Origin of the sequence: Enterococcus nangangensis (assembly GCF_005405245.1) — a bacterium.
In the GTDB taxonomy this organism is placed as follows: Bacteria; Bacillota; Bacilli; order Lactobacillales; family Enterococcaceae; genus Enterococcus_J; species Enterococcus_J nangangensis.
On record NZ_BJDR01000011.1, the window covers coordinates 25,589 to 41,334 of the forward strand.

14 protein-coding genes are annotated in these 15,746 nt (G+C 42.2%); 8 read left to right on the forward strand and 6 right to left on the reverse strand.

From position 1 onward, the window contains the following. Nucleotides 1-158: 158 nt before the first annotated feature. Nucleotides 159-674 carry an LURP-one-related/scramblase family protein gene (locus FFM57_RS05165; RefSeq protein ID WP_137599458.1) on the reverse strand — a complete coding sequence of 172 codons (516 nt, stop codon included), beginning with the start codon at nt 672-674 and terminating at the stop codon, nt 159-161. A 32-nt stretch (nt 675-706) separates the two neighbouring features. Then, a complete protein-coding gene (locus tag FFM57_RS05170) occupies nt 707-1,573 on the reverse strand; it encodes a Cof-type HAD-IIB family hydrolase (RefSeq protein ID WP_137599459.1) in 867 nt (288 codons plus the stop codon). A gap of 111 nt (nt 1,574-1,684) precedes the next feature. Here FFM57_RS05170 and FFM57_RS05175 point away from each other — a divergent pair, with 111 nt between their 5' ends. The 5 genes from FFM57_RS05175 (at nt 1,685) to FFM57_RS05195 (ending at nt 8,139) form a co-directional block, all read left to right on the forward strand. Next, complete coding sequence (locus tag FFM57_RS05175; protein ID WP_137599460.1) at nt 1,685-2,374, forward strand: uracil-DNA glycosylase; 690 nt, start codon at nt 1,685-1,687, stop codon at nt 2,372-2,374. A gap of 102 nt (nt 2,375-2,476) precedes the next feature. Beyond that, entirely contained in the window at nt 2,477-3,457 is a 981-nt protein-coding gene (gene pta / locus FFM57_RS05180; protein WP_137599461.1) for a phosphate acetyltransferase, read from the forward strand. 442 nt (nt 3,458-3,899) lie between these two features. Then, entirely contained in the window at nt 3,900-5,285 is a 1,386-nt protein-coding gene (locus tag FFM57_RS05185; RefSeq protein WP_137599462.1) for a citrate transporter, read from the forward strand. 63 nt (nt 5,286-5,348) lie between these two features. Continuing rightward, nucleotides 5,349-7,481, forward strand: coding sequence for a hydantoinase/oxoprolinase family protein (locus tag FFM57_RS05190; protein ID WP_137599463.1), 2,133 nt, complete (start codon nt 5,349-5,351; stop codon nt 7,479-7,481). After that, nucleotides 7,456-8,139 (forward strand): hypothetical protein, encoded by a 684-nt coding sequence (locus FFM57_RS05195; RefSeq protein ID WP_137599464.1) that lies wholly within the window; start codon nt 7,456-7,458, stop codon nt 8,137-8,139. Before FFM57_RS05190 ends, FFM57_RS05195 begins: the two co-directional genes overlap by 26 nt. Nucleotides 8,140-8,195: 56 nt before the next feature. On the opposite strand, the gene FFM57_RS05200 is transcribed toward FFM57_RS05195, so the two are convergent. Then, nucleotides 8,196-9,218, reverse strand: coding sequence for a YeiH family protein (locus FFM57_RS05200; protein WP_137599465.1), 1,023 nt, complete (start codon nt 9,216-9,218; stop codon nt 8,196-8,198). A gap of 103 nt (nt 9,219-9,321) precedes the next feature. Here FFM57_RS05200 and FFM57_RS05205 point away from each other — a divergent pair, with 103 nt between their 5' ends. Further along, entirely contained in the window at nt 9,322-10,161 is an 840-nt protein-coding gene (locus FFM57_RS05205) for a LysR substrate-binding domain-containing protein (RefSeq protein ID WP_246023407.1), read from the forward strand. Nucleotides 10,162-10,188: 27 nt separating this feature from the next. Here the strand turns inward: FFM57_RS05205 and FFM57_RS05210 are convergent, their stop codons facing one another. Genes FFM57_RS05210 through FFM57_RS05220 form a run of 3 tightly spaced genes read right to left on the reverse strand, consistent with a single transcriptional unit; the run spans nt 10,189 to nt 13,397 of the window. Continuing rightward, nucleotides 10,189-11,010, reverse strand: coding sequence for a TPM domain-containing protein (locus FFM57_RS05210; RefSeq protein WP_246023409.1), 822 nt, complete (start codon nt 11,008-11,010; stop codon nt 10,189-10,191). Continuing rightward, nucleotides 11,007-12,134, reverse strand: coding sequence for a TFIIB-type zinc ribbon-containing protein (locus FFM57_RS05215; RefSeq protein ID WP_137599467.1), 1,128 nt, complete (start codon nt 12,132-12,134; stop codon nt 11,007-11,009). The genes FFM57_RS05210 and FFM57_RS05215 overlap by 4 nt, the downstream gene beginning before the upstream one ends. A gap of 12 nt (nt 12,135-12,146) precedes the next feature. Then, nucleotides 12,147-13,397 carry an SPFH domain-containing protein gene (locus FFM57_RS05220; protein ID WP_137599468.1) on the reverse strand — a complete coding sequence of 417 codons (1,251 nt, stop codon included), beginning with the start codon at nt 13,395-13,397 and terminating at the stop codon, nt 12,147-12,149. 152 nt (nt 13,398-13,549) lie between these two features. On the opposite strand from FFM57_RS05220, the gene dnaX reads away from it, so the two are divergent. Together dnaX and FFM57_RS05230 are read left to right on the forward strand one after the other, a co-directional pair. Then, on the forward strand, nt 13,550-15,376 hold the full coding sequence (gene dnaX / locus FFM57_RS05225) for a DNA polymerase III subunit gamma/tau (protein WP_137599469.1): 1,827 nt from the start codon (nt 13,550-13,552) through the stop codon (nt 15,374-15,376). 24 nt (nt 15,377-15,400) lie between these two features. Further along, on the forward strand, nt 15,401-15,709 hold the full coding sequence (locus tag FFM57_RS05230) for a YbaB/EbfC family nucleoid-associated protein (protein WP_137599470.1): 309 nt from the start codon (nt 15,401-15,403) through the stop codon (nt 15,707-15,709). The last annotated feature ends 37 nt before the right edge of the window (nt 15,710-15,746 follow it).

Consider the following 15,746-nt stretch of genomic DNA (forward strand, 5'->3'; position numbering starts at 1 on the left):
CTAAAGTAAATTAATTTGATAATCATAGCAAACTGATTAACTGCCAGTGTTAATCAGGAGTCACCTTCATTGATAAGCTAAAGGACTGATAGAAGCTGCGACAGGCTCACCTTTTTCATACGTTAAAAATCGCTAGGCTTAACGTATGAAAAAGTAGTTTAATCTAGTGAAAGATTAGGCTTCAAATTTTTTTGTGGATCTTTTTTTGTATTGTAAAGCCAGTAGTCTAAGACAGAAGCTATGCAAATAGCTAAGGGCGCCTCTGTAACTTGCGGAATATCTAAAACGTAACAATCCCCAAAGGTAAAACTCCCGCTAGTCATCGCCATGACTTGCCGCCGAAATTGAAAAATATGGTACTGGTGTTCCTCCACATTGCCAAAGACGTGCCAGCCAAGTTTTTGAATGTAGTAAAGATCCAGCGTGAAGTGAAAGAGGCGATTCATGGTGCCCACCTTTTGATAGTCTTGGTACAAATCAAAACGCGTGCCAAAAGACCAAGGAACACGCTTTACAAAAGCCAATAAGGTCCCAGACATAGAATACACCGATAGGACATTGCCTTTAGGTCCCCAACTTCCGACTAATAAAAATTGGGGGACACCGGCGGGATTTTTAACTACCGTACGCGCAGCTTGTCCTAAATACTTTTGCTGGATTAAATATTCACTCACGCGTCGTTCCTCCTTTTTTTAATGGCTGGGGACTAAAGATTTTCATTAATAGCGCGATGGATAGCTTGGGCTACACCATTTTCGCTATTAGCTGGGGCTAAATACTTGGCATAAGCATGTACTGCTTCAGGACCATTAGCCATAGCAAAACTGACACCGGCAACTTCCAACATACTTAAGTCATTGAAATTATCACCAATCGCCATGACTTCGTCTAAAGGTATGTCCTTTAGTTCTGCCACGCGTTTTAAGGCGCGACCTTTTTGAGCGTTGACGTGATTAATTTCAATATTATTTTTAGCGCTAGAAGTAACAGTAAGGTGCGGCAACTTATTGAGTTCATCGGTCGCCACTGCCAGTAGACCAGGGTCATCTAAAGCAAAGACGATAAATTTCAAAATTTGTAAGTTTTCATCTGCTAAAATGCTGGCAAAGTCCGGTACAAAGTGGACGTGCAATAGTTCTAAGTGCGCCGCAGCCATGGCAATCGCCATTTTACGGGAAATATTGCGGGCTTCTTTTAAATAATTAGACGTGGTAGCAATCCGCATGGCATGACTGTTGGAAAAAGTTCCTTTCGTCGTTGCCAATTCAAAATACAACTGATGCTTTTCTAATACAGTAATCACTTGTAAAACAAGTTCTTTTGGGATATCAATGGTAAACATTATTTGGCCGGCTTGGTCGTAGACTTGCGCACCATTGACGCTAATCATGGGTAAGCTGAGGCCAGCTTTGGCTAATACAGGTGAGGCTTCCGTTCGTCCACGTCCCGTTGCCACCATAAATTCGATGCCTTGCTCTTGGGCGTAGCGAATTGCCGCCGCATTTTCTTTTGAGACTTGCGATGTTTCGTTCAGTAAGGTACCATCCATATCAGAAGCAATTAATTTAATCACAGTAGATTCTCCCTCGCTTTCGTTCTCTTCATTTTACCACTTTTTATAGGAAGTGAAAAACGTAAACCGAAGCACGACAGTGGGGTGTAACCAATTTAAGGAGGCAGCGCATTGAAAACCATTCTTCACAATAGCTGGCAAGAAATTTTAGCGCCAGAGTTTAGCAAACCTTATTATGGCCAGTTGCATCAATTTTTAAAAGAAGAGTATCAAACGCAAACGATTTATCCTGATATGTACCACATCTATGAAGCATTGGAGTTAACGCCTTATGAAAAAGTAAAAGTGGTCATCCTCGGTCAAGATCCTTATCATGGTCCAGGACAAGCCCATGGGTTAAGTTTTTCGGTGAATCCAGGTGTAGCGATCCCGCCTTCATTAAAAAATATTTATCAAGAATTGCAAAATGATTTAGGGATTACTCCTGTGTCCCACGGCTATTTAGTTGCTTGGGCTAAGCAAGGGGTCTTACTACTAAATACGGTACTTACAGTTCGTGGCGGCCAAGCTTACTCTCATCGCGGTAAAGGTTGGGAGCAACTGACGGATAAAATTATTCAAGCGCTTAACGAGCGGAAAACGCCGATTGTTTTTATTCTTTGGGGCAACGGTGCAAAAGAAAAAATGAAAATGATTGATACATCTCGACATATTGTATTAACTTCGCCACATCCCTCACCCTTATCAGCCCATCGCGGCTTTTTTGGCTCTCGGCCCTTTTCAAAAACGAATAACGCCCTGATTGCGCTAGGGGAGGAGCCCATCAACTGGCAACTGCCCGCTGATCCGCACAAAGAATAATCAAGAGTAGAAACAAAAAAAGTAGTACAGGAAAAAAGACTGTTTTTTTTGTGGAAAGTAGTGTATGATAAGACCATAAATAATTTTTTGGAGGGACTCCCTGTGGAACTTTTTGATAGCTTGAAATACAAAATTATCCGTCGTAACATTAAAATCGTTTTTCCTGAAGCAACTGATCCTCGTATCTTAGGTGCTGCCGTACGTTTGAAAGCTGACGAATTGGTGAACCCCATTTTAGTCGGTAATAAAGCTGAAGTAAGCGAAAAAGCTAAAAGCTTAGGTTATCAAGCTGACAGCTTCACCATCTTAGATCCTAATGATTATCCTGAATGGGATGCCATGGTGGAAAGCTTTGTTGAACGCCGTAAAGGTAAAGCAACGAAAGAACAAGCTGAAAGCATTTTGAAAGACCCAAACTACTTTGGTACGATGTTAGTTTACATGGGCAAAGCTGATGGGATGGTAAGTGGTGCGATTCACTCTACTGGTGATACTGTTCGTCCTGCTTTACAAATCATTAAAACAAAACCAGGCGTTTCACGGACATCCGGCGCTTTCTTAATGGTTCGTGGCCGTGACCAAGAAAAATACTTGTTCTCTGACTGTGCGATTAACGTAAACCCAGGAGCACAAGAATTAGCTGAAATTGCTGTAGAAAGTGCTAAAACAGCTGCCTTGTTTGATATCGAACCCAAAGTTGCAATGTTAAGTTTCTCGACAAAGGGTTCTGCTAAAGCAGACGAAGTGACAAAAGTTCAAGAAGCAACAAGAATTGCTAAAGAATTAGATCCAACAATCGAATTAGATGGTGAATTACAATTTGATGCTGCTTATGTTCCATCTGTTGCAGCGCAAAAAGCGCCAGAATCTGATGTTGCTGGTAAAGCGACAGTCTTCGTCTTCCCTGAATTAGAAGCTGGGAACATTGGCTACAAGATTGCTCAACGTTTCGGTGGTTTTGAAGCCATTGGACCAATCTTACAAGGGTTGAACCAACCGATTTCTGACCTTTCTCGTGGTTCTAACGAAGAAGATGTATACAAGTTAACAATTATTACTGCCGCACAAACGTTATTAAAATAAAAAATAAGTTTTTGATATATTAGTATTTTTGAAAAAAAATCCTTTAGCCGTGAGCTGAGGGATTTTTTTTTAGGTAAAAAAGTATTTTATTCTGACCGTTTGTTATTTTTAGAATATGGAAATTTTCATGAAAACGAGGATTAAAGTATGCCCTTAAGCTTTTTATTTTATGCAATGAAAATGTAAACCCTTAACAATGTGATTTTTTCAACAAAGATAGTGGTCTTGACCAAAAAAGATATTGAAAAAGAAAAGTGGAAGCGTTATACTGTGGTCATGCTTTCTGATATATCAGTCTGGCGCAAGCCTAGTATATCAGGAGTGCCAAGGAAAAAATTTTTTGAGGAAGTTTGTTTGTTTAATTAGTGAAGAAAGGAGCAAAAAACGGGGGACAAACAGACAGAATCGCATCTCTTCTAATTTGAAACGGAGGCATAACAAATTGGTTAATGTAATTATTGGTTTGATTTTAATTGCCACATTCTTTGTAATGGTGTGGTACTGTGTGAAAGGTTACAACTTGATGGTTGGTTTCTTCGTAATGGCAACATTATGGACGGCTATCGCTTTAATTGGTAATGCTCTTTCTCCTTCTGATGTAATGGAAAACAAAGACTGGTTAAGCGTTTTGATTAACGTTTACGGCGACGGACCAGCTGAGTACTCTCGGTCGATCTTAGTTAACGTCTTCTTCGGTGCATTCTTCGGTCGTGTGTTAGTAGAAACAGGGATTGCTGCTACTTTAATCCGTAAAGTTACCGAACTTGGTGGGGATAAACCACGGATCACGATGGCGCTTTTATGTATCGTAACAGCAGTCATCTTCATGGTTAATACTGGTATTGGGCCAGTTATCTCTATCGCTGTTATCGTATTACCTATCTTACTTTCTTTAGGGATTTCTGCTCCAGTTGCTTTGTTTGCATTCATGGGCTCCATCATGGCTGGTATTTTCTCTAATCCAGTTAACTTTGCCCAATACCAAACAATCTTCAAAGGATTTAACGAAGCTGCAGGTGCTTATACTTTCAATGAATACTTCAACTTCTCCATCATCGCTTCTGTTGTAGCTTTAGTTGTTGTTTTAGTGGTAGCTAACTTATCTATGGGTAAAAAGAAATCTTACTCTTGGGCTGCTAACGCACAACAAAGTGGTTCTGATGACGCTCCTTGGTATTCTTGGATTGCCGTTATCTTACCAGTAGTTTTAGTTTTAGCTGTTAAAACAAGTGTTCCTGGTGCTGATGGCAAACCTTTAACACAAACTTTCCCAATCATCTTTGGGTTCATCATCTCCGGTATTTATGCTTTATTAACAACTGGCAAACTTAAAGGTAACTATTCTGAAATTTGCCGTCGTTTTGCTAAATTGTTCACAGATGGTTCTATCGACGTTGCGCCAATGATTGGTTTCTTACTTACTTTGGCTATGTTCAACAACGCTGCTGCTTTTGCTAAACCTTACTTTACTGCAATCTTGGGCGACTTCATTCCTCATTCTGCATTAATCTTAGCAATCGCTTTTGGTATCTTAACTCCACTCGGATTCTTCCGTGGGCCTTTAAACTTAGTTGGTTCTGGTTCTGCTATTTTAGCAGTTGTCTTAGCTGCTTACCCAGACAATGCTTACACTTTCTTGTTCCCATTGTTTGCCGTAACAACAATTGCACCTCAACATTTGGACGTAACACAATCATGGGTTGCTTGGGGCTTTGGTTACAGTAAAGTTTCTTCCGGCGACTTCATGAAGAAATCTATCCCAACTGGGTGGATTATCGGTATCGTAATGTGTTTAGTTGCTTACGTATTATACGGAACAAGCTTCTAATTCCGCGTCGTAAATATATTCTTGATTTGATTTAAAATGTAATAAAAAGTAAGGGGAATTCTCATGAAACGTTCAGTCAGAATGGGTATCGACGTTGGTGGTACGCACACGAAAGCCGTGGCTATCGACAACGCTACTCACGAAATTATTGGTAAATCCTCTGTTAAGACCACCCACGATGATCCTCGTGGGGTGGCTGCAGGGGTTGTAAGATCTTTTGAAAATTGTATGAATGAAAATGGCATCGCTCCAGATGACGTCGTTTTCGTAGCTCACTCCACCACCCAAGCAACTAACGCCTTAATTGAAGGGGACGTTGCTAAAGTTGGGGTTATCGGAATGGCTAAAGGTGGTTTGGAAGGTTTCTTAGCAAAACGCCAAACACGAATTGACGACATTGACCTTGGTAATAACAAGACCATCAGTATCGTGAACTCTTTCATTCCTTTAAAACAATTATCTGAAAGCAAAGTTGAAGAAACTATCGGTCAATTAGAAGGACAAGGCGCACGCGTTTTAGTTGCTTCCATGGCCTTTGGGGTAGATGATGGCAAGCCAGAACAAATCGTTCACGAAGCTGCTGAAAAGAAAAATATCCCAACGACAATGGCTTCTGATATTACAAAACTTTATGGTTTAACACGTCGGACACGGACAGCAGCCATCAATGCTTCTATCTTGCCTAAAATGTTAGACACTGCTAATTCTACTGAAGCTTCCGTTCGTGAAGCTGGGGTTAACGTTCCACTAATGATCATGCGTGGTGATGGTGGGGTTATGGAAATTAGCGAAATGAAAAAACGTCCAGTTTTAACCATGTTATCTGGTCCAGCCGCTTCAGTTATGGGTTCCTTAATGTACTTACGTGCATCTAACGGGGTTTACTTTGAAGTAGGTGGTACCACAACAAACATTGGGGTTATTAAAAATGGTCGTCCAGCTATTGACTATTCCATCGTTGGTGGACACCCAACTTACATTTCTTCTTTAGACGTGCGAGTTTTAGGGGTTGCCGGTGGTTCAATGGTTCGTGCTGATAAGAGTGGTATCGTTGATGTTGGTCCACGTTCTGCCCATATTGCCGGTCTTGATTATGCTGTATTTACCGATACAGATAAAATTGTCGGACCAAAAGTTGAATTTTTCTCACCAAAACCAGGAGATCCAGCTGACTACGTGAAAATCGTGATGGAAGACGGTTCTGCCGTAACGATTACGAACTCATGTGCAGCTAACGTTTTAGGTTTAGTTACACCTGAACACTTCTCTTATGGGAATGTTGAATCTGCTAGAAAAGCAATGCAAGCATTAGCCGATTACTGTGGCACAACAGTTGAAGATATCGCTAAACAAATCATGGCTAAAGCCTATGCGAAAATCGAACCAGTTATTTTGGAATTAGCTGAGAAATACAAACTTGAAAAAGACCAAATCTCCTTAGTAGGTGTTGGTGGTGGTGCGGCTTCTCTAATCGTCTACTTCTCCAATACAATGGGTGTTAAATATTCCATTCCAGAAAACGCCGAAGTTATTTCTTCTATCGGTGTAGCCTTAGCCATGGTGCGGGACGTTGTTGAACGGATTATTCCTAACCCAACAGAAGAAGATATTCGTTCCTTAAAACGTGAAGCATTAGATAAAGCAGTTGAATCTGGTGCAACACCTGACTCTGTCGAAATCCACATTGAAATCGATCCACAAACTTCTAAAGTTACAGCGATTGCTACCGGTTCTACCGAAGTTAAAGCAACTGACTTAACGAAAGAAGTGGACGAAGCTGAAGCACGAGAAATCGCTGCTGAAGATATGCGGATGACGGACGCTAACCAAGCCGAATTGTTGGCTGAATCTCATAGCTTCTTCGTTTATGGGGATAAAGCTGCCAATGGCGGTAACGGTCCAGTCCGGATTATCGACAAAAAAGGGTTCATTAAAGTTCAACGTGGTAACGGGATGGCTGTGAAGACTACCGCTGCTAATTATAAAGCTGAATTAGAACGCTTGTGGGATGAAATGGCTGTTTACCAAACAGAATTAATTGCTCGTCCAGATTACTACTTATGTATTGGTGCACGGGTAATGGACTTCTCTGCTATTGATTTTGATCAATTAACCTTGTTGACGGACTTAGAAGTTTCGGCTTTAGAACCGGACGATGAGGTGATTGTAGTTGCCGCAAACATCAAACAAAGCTAAGATTGTTCCTTTAGAACAAATTGCCCACGATCTCAAAGGTTTATCCGATGAGACGTGGGGGCGTTATGCTTTTTCCCGTGATCTTTTGAAAGAAAAGATTGACGAAAAAACTATGTTGGAATTGATTCACGGATCCATTCAAGCAGGGGAAGAAGCAGCTAAAAAAATTCAAATCCAATATCCAAACTTTGCCGTGCCAGAAGTTGTGGCGGCTCACGGAGTACGGGTGGAAAAAATGAAAGCTGAAGATGAACGAATTGGTAACCGGATTATGTTTGCGTTATATACGCCACCGGACCTCGTTCAATTAGCGTCAGCACCAATTGAAAAATTGGGAGCTTTCGACTTGCCTTGGCTGGCAAAAGAAAAAGTGGAAAACTTAATGTTAGGCCACGAACTCTTCCATCATATTGAAACCCACGACCCAGAAATTTTTACGCAAAAGACTAAGATTACTTTATGGAAAGTTTTGTTTTACTCCTACCGGACGAATGTTCGCGCTACGAGTGAAATTGCCGCCATGGTCTTTACAAAAATATTGAATGATCTAGATTATTCACCGTTTATGTTAGACATCTTGCTCTTTTATGCGTATGAACCTGAGACAGCCACCACGATGTATTACGAAGTACTGGATTTCTTAAATGAAAATTCGTAATGACTGACGAATGAGAATTTTTTAAGACCCGAGCGTTGCAACGCTCGGGCTTTTTTTTATTTTAAATGTAATGAAAAAATTAATAGACAGGCGGCCAAAGTTTGGAGGCTACCAACCCCTAAACCGTAAGCCAGGAAGCGGGGACCTTCTTTTAAAAATTTGCGCAAGTCTAAACGTAAACCAATTGCAGCTAGCGCAGTGGTTTCAAACCACGTACTAAAGAAATGAGCGCCGGTGGCTAAAAATGTTGGTAGGGGGAAGAAGCTATTGGCAATACATAAAATTAAGAACCCTAGCACATACCAAGGAATCGAAAGACGACGCCGACTTTTTGTTGAAGGGGCAGAGTTATGAGCTTGTATTTTTTTTTCAAAAAGAAAAACTACCACCACTAACAAGATGATGCGGGTAATTTTAAAGAGCATGGCATATTGAACAGTTTCACTATTAATTAAACTCGCTCCGGCGACTACTTGCCCGACAGATTGTAAGGTGCCACCTAATAAGGCACTGCGGGCTAACAATGTTTTACCAAAAAGAGCAGTGCCTAAAAAAGGGAGCGTCAACATCATGATAGTCCCTAGGAGATTAACGAGGGTAATAATTTGCCCTTTTTCTTCATCCTCTGCTTGAATCGCTGGGGCAATGGCCCCAATCGCCGATGAACCACAAACTGCGTTCCCGCCGGCCATCATTAAAGCCATTTTTTCATTGAAGCCTAACTTTCGGCCTAAAAGATAAGCGCCCAAAATAGTAAGCGTCATCAGGCAAAGAATGTAAAGCAATCCGCGCCAGCCCATTTGACTAATTGTTTGGAACGTAACCGTCAAACCTAAGAGTACAACGGAGTACTCTAACAGGCGACTTTCAGCAAATTTTGTGCCGGGAGCCAAATTTTTTTGCCGAAATAAAGTGTTGCCGCCTAAAATTCCTAGCAGAATAGCAAAGGTGGCCCCGCCAATCGTTGGTAAGACGAGGGCACAGAGCTTTCCCAGTAGTGCCACCGCTAGTGATAAGAGTAAGCCGCGCTGAATATTACTAAATGAATTCTTTTTTGTTTTTTTGAACCAGTGTTGCATCAAATCATCCTTTCTTTGTTAAAATAAGTATAAACGTAAAGTAGTCCGCGATTAATCGTAACTTTGAATACTAGCTATTAAAAAAATGGATGGAAGGGTTCTCATGCTGAAACAATTAACTACTTTTAAAACAGTTTACGAAACCCGCAGCTTTTCGAAGACTGCGCTGCTGCTTTTTATTGCTCAACCTACTGTCTCGGCGCAAATTAAGCAATTGGAAAATGATTTACAGACGCAATTATTTATTCGGAGTGGTCGCCAAGAACTGCAAGTAACCGCGGCGGCTGATTTTTTATATCATAAGACGTTAGGACTATTGGATGACTGGGAAGAAGTCGTACAAGCTTTGCGTTTACAACAAGAAGAAGTGCGGCTGATCCGCCTGGGTGCTTCCCATACTTTTGCTAGCTATGTACTGCCGCAGGTCTTGCCCTTACTTCATGCAGCTTTTCCTAAAATAAAATTTATCGTGGAACTTTTAAATTCCTTTGAAGTGTTGCAAGCTTTGACGCAACACCAAATCGATTTAGGCTTCATTGAAAAGCCTTTAGCAAGTAAGGAGTTGACGCGCCACACATTGTTGGCAGATGAACTAGTTTTAGTGGGGGATTGTAAAGGGCCGTGGCTAGTACGGGAATCTTCTTCAGGGGTTTACTATTACACGCAACGCTATTTGGAAGAAGCTGGTTTGACGCCAGAAATTTTGACGATTAAAAATAATGAAATTATCGTGGCATTATTACGCCAAGGGTTTGGCTGTTCCTTACTGTCTAAAAGAGCTGCTGAAGGGCTACCATATCAAAAATTAGGTCCAAGCTATCAACGAGAATTTTATTTGTTGCAGCAAAAGACGGCTGATCGGCAGTTAGAAGCTTACATCGCCTTTATTCGCCAGTGGAGTGGAAAAATAGACGGACAACCAAAAAAACTTCCCAACGTCTAGGCGTCGGGAAGTTTTTTTTAGTTAGTATTAAAAGCCCCGGGAGCCGCCACCAAACGTTCCGCCACCAGAAGAATGGGTGGTAGAACCGCCACCACCACCGCCACCGCCACTTTTTTCTGAACGCGGAATGCGGCGGGTAGTGACAAAGGAATTGGTGAGCTGATCTTTTTGATCGGTTAAGGTGAGCTGGCCTTGTTGCCGGTACTCGTATTCATAGCTAGGTTTTTTCAATTGATAGCGACTCTTCACCACAAAGAAGAAGATGCCACTGAGAATTAAAGCGCCTAAAAAAGCGAGTCCTCCTTCAAATAACGTGATAGTACGATACATGGTCACTTTGCCTGTTGCTTCGTCAATGGTGTAATGTCCACTGGGAATACCTTCATTGAAGTAATACAAAGTCTCATCAATAAAAGTATTGAAAGCTTGATAATACTCTTCGCTACTCAAACCATTATCGTAAACGGCATCTAAAGTATCTTCAATCCGACTGTCGGTCATGTAGTGAATCATATTGCCTGAAGTGGAGATGTACACTTGGCGACCAGTCATATCGAGATAAAGGAGAATACCATTCTCATCGTTGCCGATGGTGTCGCCTAATGTTCGATCGACAGCATAGCGCGGGTCATCTTGATCCAAGTCATAGCTAGTGGCAATCATGAAGGTGGCTTTCGTTTGTTGCTGCGCTTCAGCTAGCCGACTTTCTAATTTGGCGATTTGCTGGTTGGTCAAAAGACCTGCATCATCTAAAACATTTTCTGCAGCGTAGGTAGTACGAGAGCTGAAAGCAAAATAGGTCAGCAAGCTAAAGACAATAATTAAGAGAAAACGACTCATTTTTTTCATAGGAGATACCCTCCTAATAAGAATAGGGCAAATAAAGCGGCGAAGATTCCTCCGCAAGCAAGGCCAAGACGTTGCAAACTAATGGGGAGAACGCCGGCGGTTTTACCAGTTTGACCATTCATGGCATAATAATAAACTTTTTTGTCGCCGCGATTTTGATAGGTCACTAACCAGACAGGGAGCAAGACGTAATGATTTTCCTGTTGCTGAGTTTTGATATTACTTTGTTTGCCAGTGACGGTTGTGTACTGGCTAGCGGTTTCCTGTAGTAAATTTTGACTGTAGTTTTGTAATTCTTTTTGGACACTTTCTTGTAGCACATTAAATTCAATGTCCCGTTTTTCCGCTTGGAAGCCGGCTAAATATTGGCTATGAAAGCTGACAGCCTTATCTAAAGGGAAAGGTTGGACCGAAGTAACCATATTTTTTTGCACATTTTTCGTCAAAGCGTTTTTTACCAAGTTTTTAAAAGAAAGCTTTCCTTGTCGATAAATGGCGTATTGCTTGGTTTCGGTGTACTCAAGGTCCCCGACACGCCAAACCCGCAGACTGGTGGCATTGGCGCGGAACTGACCATCCAGCTCAGCATCCACCACCCAATACGGAAAATAGACCCCCGTTAGCAATTGAATTTGTTTCTCATCAAAAAAATCTTTAGGAATAAATTTTTTCTTTTTTGTCCAATTTAAAAATTCTGCCTCGGCTTTTTCTTTAGAAATAGCAAAAGGCAAAACTTTTTCTGGTTGGAAAGTACCGGCGAGGCGGCCAGTTAAGACCACCGGATTGTGGCAAAAGTAACAGTAGGTGGCAGCCGTAGTAGCATCCGTGACAATTTCAGCACCACAACTAGGACAAGTAAATAATTCTAGGTTACTCGCGCTGGTGGCATCGGTTGCCGCTTGTGGCACTGTCGTATCTTTTGCAGCAGCTGTCGTTTCTGAACCTTCTACAGTTGGCGAGGGTTCATCTGCTACTAGCCGTGCTGCTTTTTGTTGCGCTTCAAAAGCGCTGACTTCAGCTTCCGTAAATTCTGACAAACAAAAATCACAATGAAATTTTTGATCGTCAGGATTAAAAGTTAAAGGACCACCACAGTTGGGGCACTTATGCGTAATGACCTCCATCGTCAGTCCTCCTTATAGGGGAATGCCTTGGAAAGGTTTCCCGCAGTGGGGACAAAATTTCGGCACACCTTGGCTTAAATCAACGACTTCATGACATTCGCTACAACGCATTTCGATTTTTACCCCGTTAGTCGCTTGACTAGGCGCTTCCGGTCGCGCCTCTCCACAGTTAGAACAGAATTTACCAGTGTTTTCTTGTCCGCATTTTGGACAAGTCCAACTGTTATTTGGTGCACTTTCTTTTTGCTGCTGTTCTTTTTGTTGTGCGGCTTGTGCTTGATTATTTTTTGATGCTTCGGCAAAATAATTTCCAGTTTGGTTCATCCCCATGCCGACGCCAAAGAAACCGCTAGCTGCGCCACCAGGATTTTTCCCAGCTTCTTCAATGCCTCGTGCCATCGCTCCTTGGACGTAACCTTCCCGCACGCTAGGATCGCCTAACATCGCTCCTTGGTTGCGCATGTTAATGAGTTTGGTAGAATCATCGGTGTAAGAAATGCTAGCCACCGCCACTGCGGCTACTTCCATGCCACGGTTTGCTTTCCATTCGTTATCTAAGGCATCTTGCATGTAGCGGGAAAGCTCCAAACTTTTTGACGGTACGTAAGAAATGCGTTGACCATCTTGGGACATTTGGTTAATGGCGCTTTGTAAAGCAGTGAGGAATTCATTTAAATATTGTTCGTTGATGTCGTTAATGTCTACCCGCGTTTGATTGCGTGGGACGGCTTCTTTGTAAAAAAGTAAGGGATCAGTAATTTTAATGGAGTAAGTACCATGGGCGCGCAAAAATAATTCCGCGTTGTAAAAATTATCGAAATAATTGAGGGGCGCTGGGGTACCAAATTTAATTCCTTTAATTTCTTGCAAGTTAATAAAGAAGACTTGTTGCTTTTGCGGGGTCACCCCACCGAAACGGAAACGTTGGAAAGATTCTTGTAAGGCATCTTTAAAGTTGCCGTTAAATAAAGATGGAGCCGCGGCATTTTTTACTGTGAAATAGCCTTCTTCTGCGGTGTAGTCAATAATTTTACCGCCATCCACTAAAAGCATCATGGTGTTGACCGGGACGTGAATCACCGAACCATCTGTGACGACATCTTCGGTACCTTTACGATTAGAACCGCGCTTATCATCGCGGCGCACTTTCACGCCGCCGGTCATGACGGTGGTCTGTCCAAGTTCGTCTGGCTCGATAATTTCTAGCCACTGATCGGCTAAACTTCCTGTTAAGGTACTAGTTGCTGCTTTAATTAAACCCATAGTAAAACCTCCTTTAATTGTGTTAGCCTTATTATAGCACGGATGACTAAAATTCCTTTTTCAAACCCCATAATAGCTTTTAAACATCAGTTTTTTTTAGTATAATAGATAGAACGAAGTTGAAAAATTCTGCAAAGAAAGAAGGTTGGAAAATGGCATATCAAGCACTGTACCGCGTGTATCGCTCACAACGCTTTCAAGATATCGTGGGGCAATGGGCCATCACTCAAACATTGCGCAACGCCATTGCCACCCATAAAACCTCCCACGCGTATTTATTTACCGGACCACGAGGCACCGGGAAGACCAGTGCGGCGAAAATTTTTGCCAAAGCTATTAATTGTCCCCATCAAAAAGACGGCGAGCCTTGTAACGAGTGTGAAATTTGTCGCAGTATTACCGAGGGCCGGTTAAATGATGTGATTGAAATCGATGCGGCATCGAACAACGGGGTCGATGAGATTCGTGAGTTGCGGGACAAAGTAAAATACGCACCGACGCAAGCCCAATACAAAGTCTATATCATTGATGAAGTACATATGCTTTCCACTGGTGCGTTTAACGCCTTATTAAAAACGTTAGAAGAACCGCCGAAAAGTGTCATCTTCATCTTGGCAACAACAGAACCTCACAAAATTCCAGCGACGATTATTTCCCGGACGCAACGCTTTGATTTTAAAAAGATTGCCACGCCAGAAATTGTCGCTCATGAAAAAGAAATTTTAAATGAACTGCAAATTCCTTTTGATGAAGAGGCTCTTTTTGTCATTGCCAAAGCGGCAGAAGGGGGGATGCGGGATGCCCTCTCGATTTTAGATCAGGGAATTTCTTTTGGGGATGGCGAGGTCACCTTAGAAGCCGCGCTACAAGTAACAGGTAGTCTCTCCCAAGAAAAGTTAGCTGCTTATTTAACAGCGGTGTTGAATCATCAGGTAGAAGCTAGTCTAGAAATTTTAGAAGACATTTTGCAAGAAGGCAAAGAGCCCCAACGTTTTATTGAGAATGTGATGTTTTATCTGCGGGATTTATTAATGTATCAACAAGCGCCGCAATTATTAACAGCGCAAACAACACAAGTCTCCCCTGAATTTATTGCCTTGGCGCAAAAAGTTCAACCGGATACAGTGTATGCCAGCTTGAAAGTATTAAGTGCCACCCAACAAGATTTGCGCTTTACGAATCAGGGACGGATTTATTTAGAAGTGACCACTGTGAAATTAGCCGCCGTAGCTACGGCACCAAGTATCACGGCAGGCGCGGCAGTTAATCCTAGCAAGGCTATCGTCGAAGCGGCACCAACCAGTGATACGCCAGCTTTGCAGCAGTTGAGCCAAGAAGTTAGTCGCTTGCAACAACAAGTGAGTCAGCTGACGGAACAACTGCATAATGGTGCTAGTAGTGATCATTCGATACGTCCACCAGCAGTGAAGCGCAGCGGGCATAGCAACCAACAGAAACCACAAGAAATTCCGCGCCAACGGGTCTTTGCCACGTTGGAAAAAGCAACGCGAGAAAACTTGCAAGGAATTCGTCATCATTGGGAAGATTTGTTACAATTACTGCAGGCTTCTCAACGGGCGATGCTAAGAGCTTGTGAACCGGTGGCGGCTTCCAATGAAGCTTTAGTTGTCGTCTTTGATTATGAAATTTTATCGAAACGGGCGGCTGCTGATACGGATTTACACCAAGCAATTAAAGCAGGGGTTGACCGCCTCTTACATTTTGCACCAGAGCTAGTGGCCATTCCCCGCGAAGCTTGGCCGAATTTACGGCAAAGTTTTTTACAAGAACGGAAGTTAAAGAATGCCAATGGCGGTTCACAACAAGCAGTACCTGAGGCTAATGAAGAAGGTCCTTTAGCCCAGTTGACGGAAGAAACCGGTGAAGAGGACTTGGTGCCAGAAGTTGCCAAGGATACTTTTGTGGAAACGGCAGAAAACTTTTTCGGCAAAGAGTTTATTGAAATCACCAACGACTAATAAAAAAAGAAAGTAGGAATCACAATGCGTGGCATGGGAAATATGGGAAATATGATGCGTCAAATGCAAAAATTACAAAAGGAAATGGGCATTGCGCAAAACGCTTTAAATGAGAAAGAGTTTACCGCAGAAGCTAGTCAAGTAGTTACCGTGACCTTTACTGGCGATAAAAAATTAAAAAATATCACCATTAAACCTGAAGCGGTGGATCCTGAAGATGTAGAAATGTTACAAGACGTCATTGTGCTGGCGGTGAACGACTGTTTACACCAAATCGACGTCGAAACGGAAAAAACCATGGGTAAATACACGAAAGGTTTACCTGGATTTTAAGCCGTTTAAGGAAAGCCTCAAAAGAAAGAAGGAACCC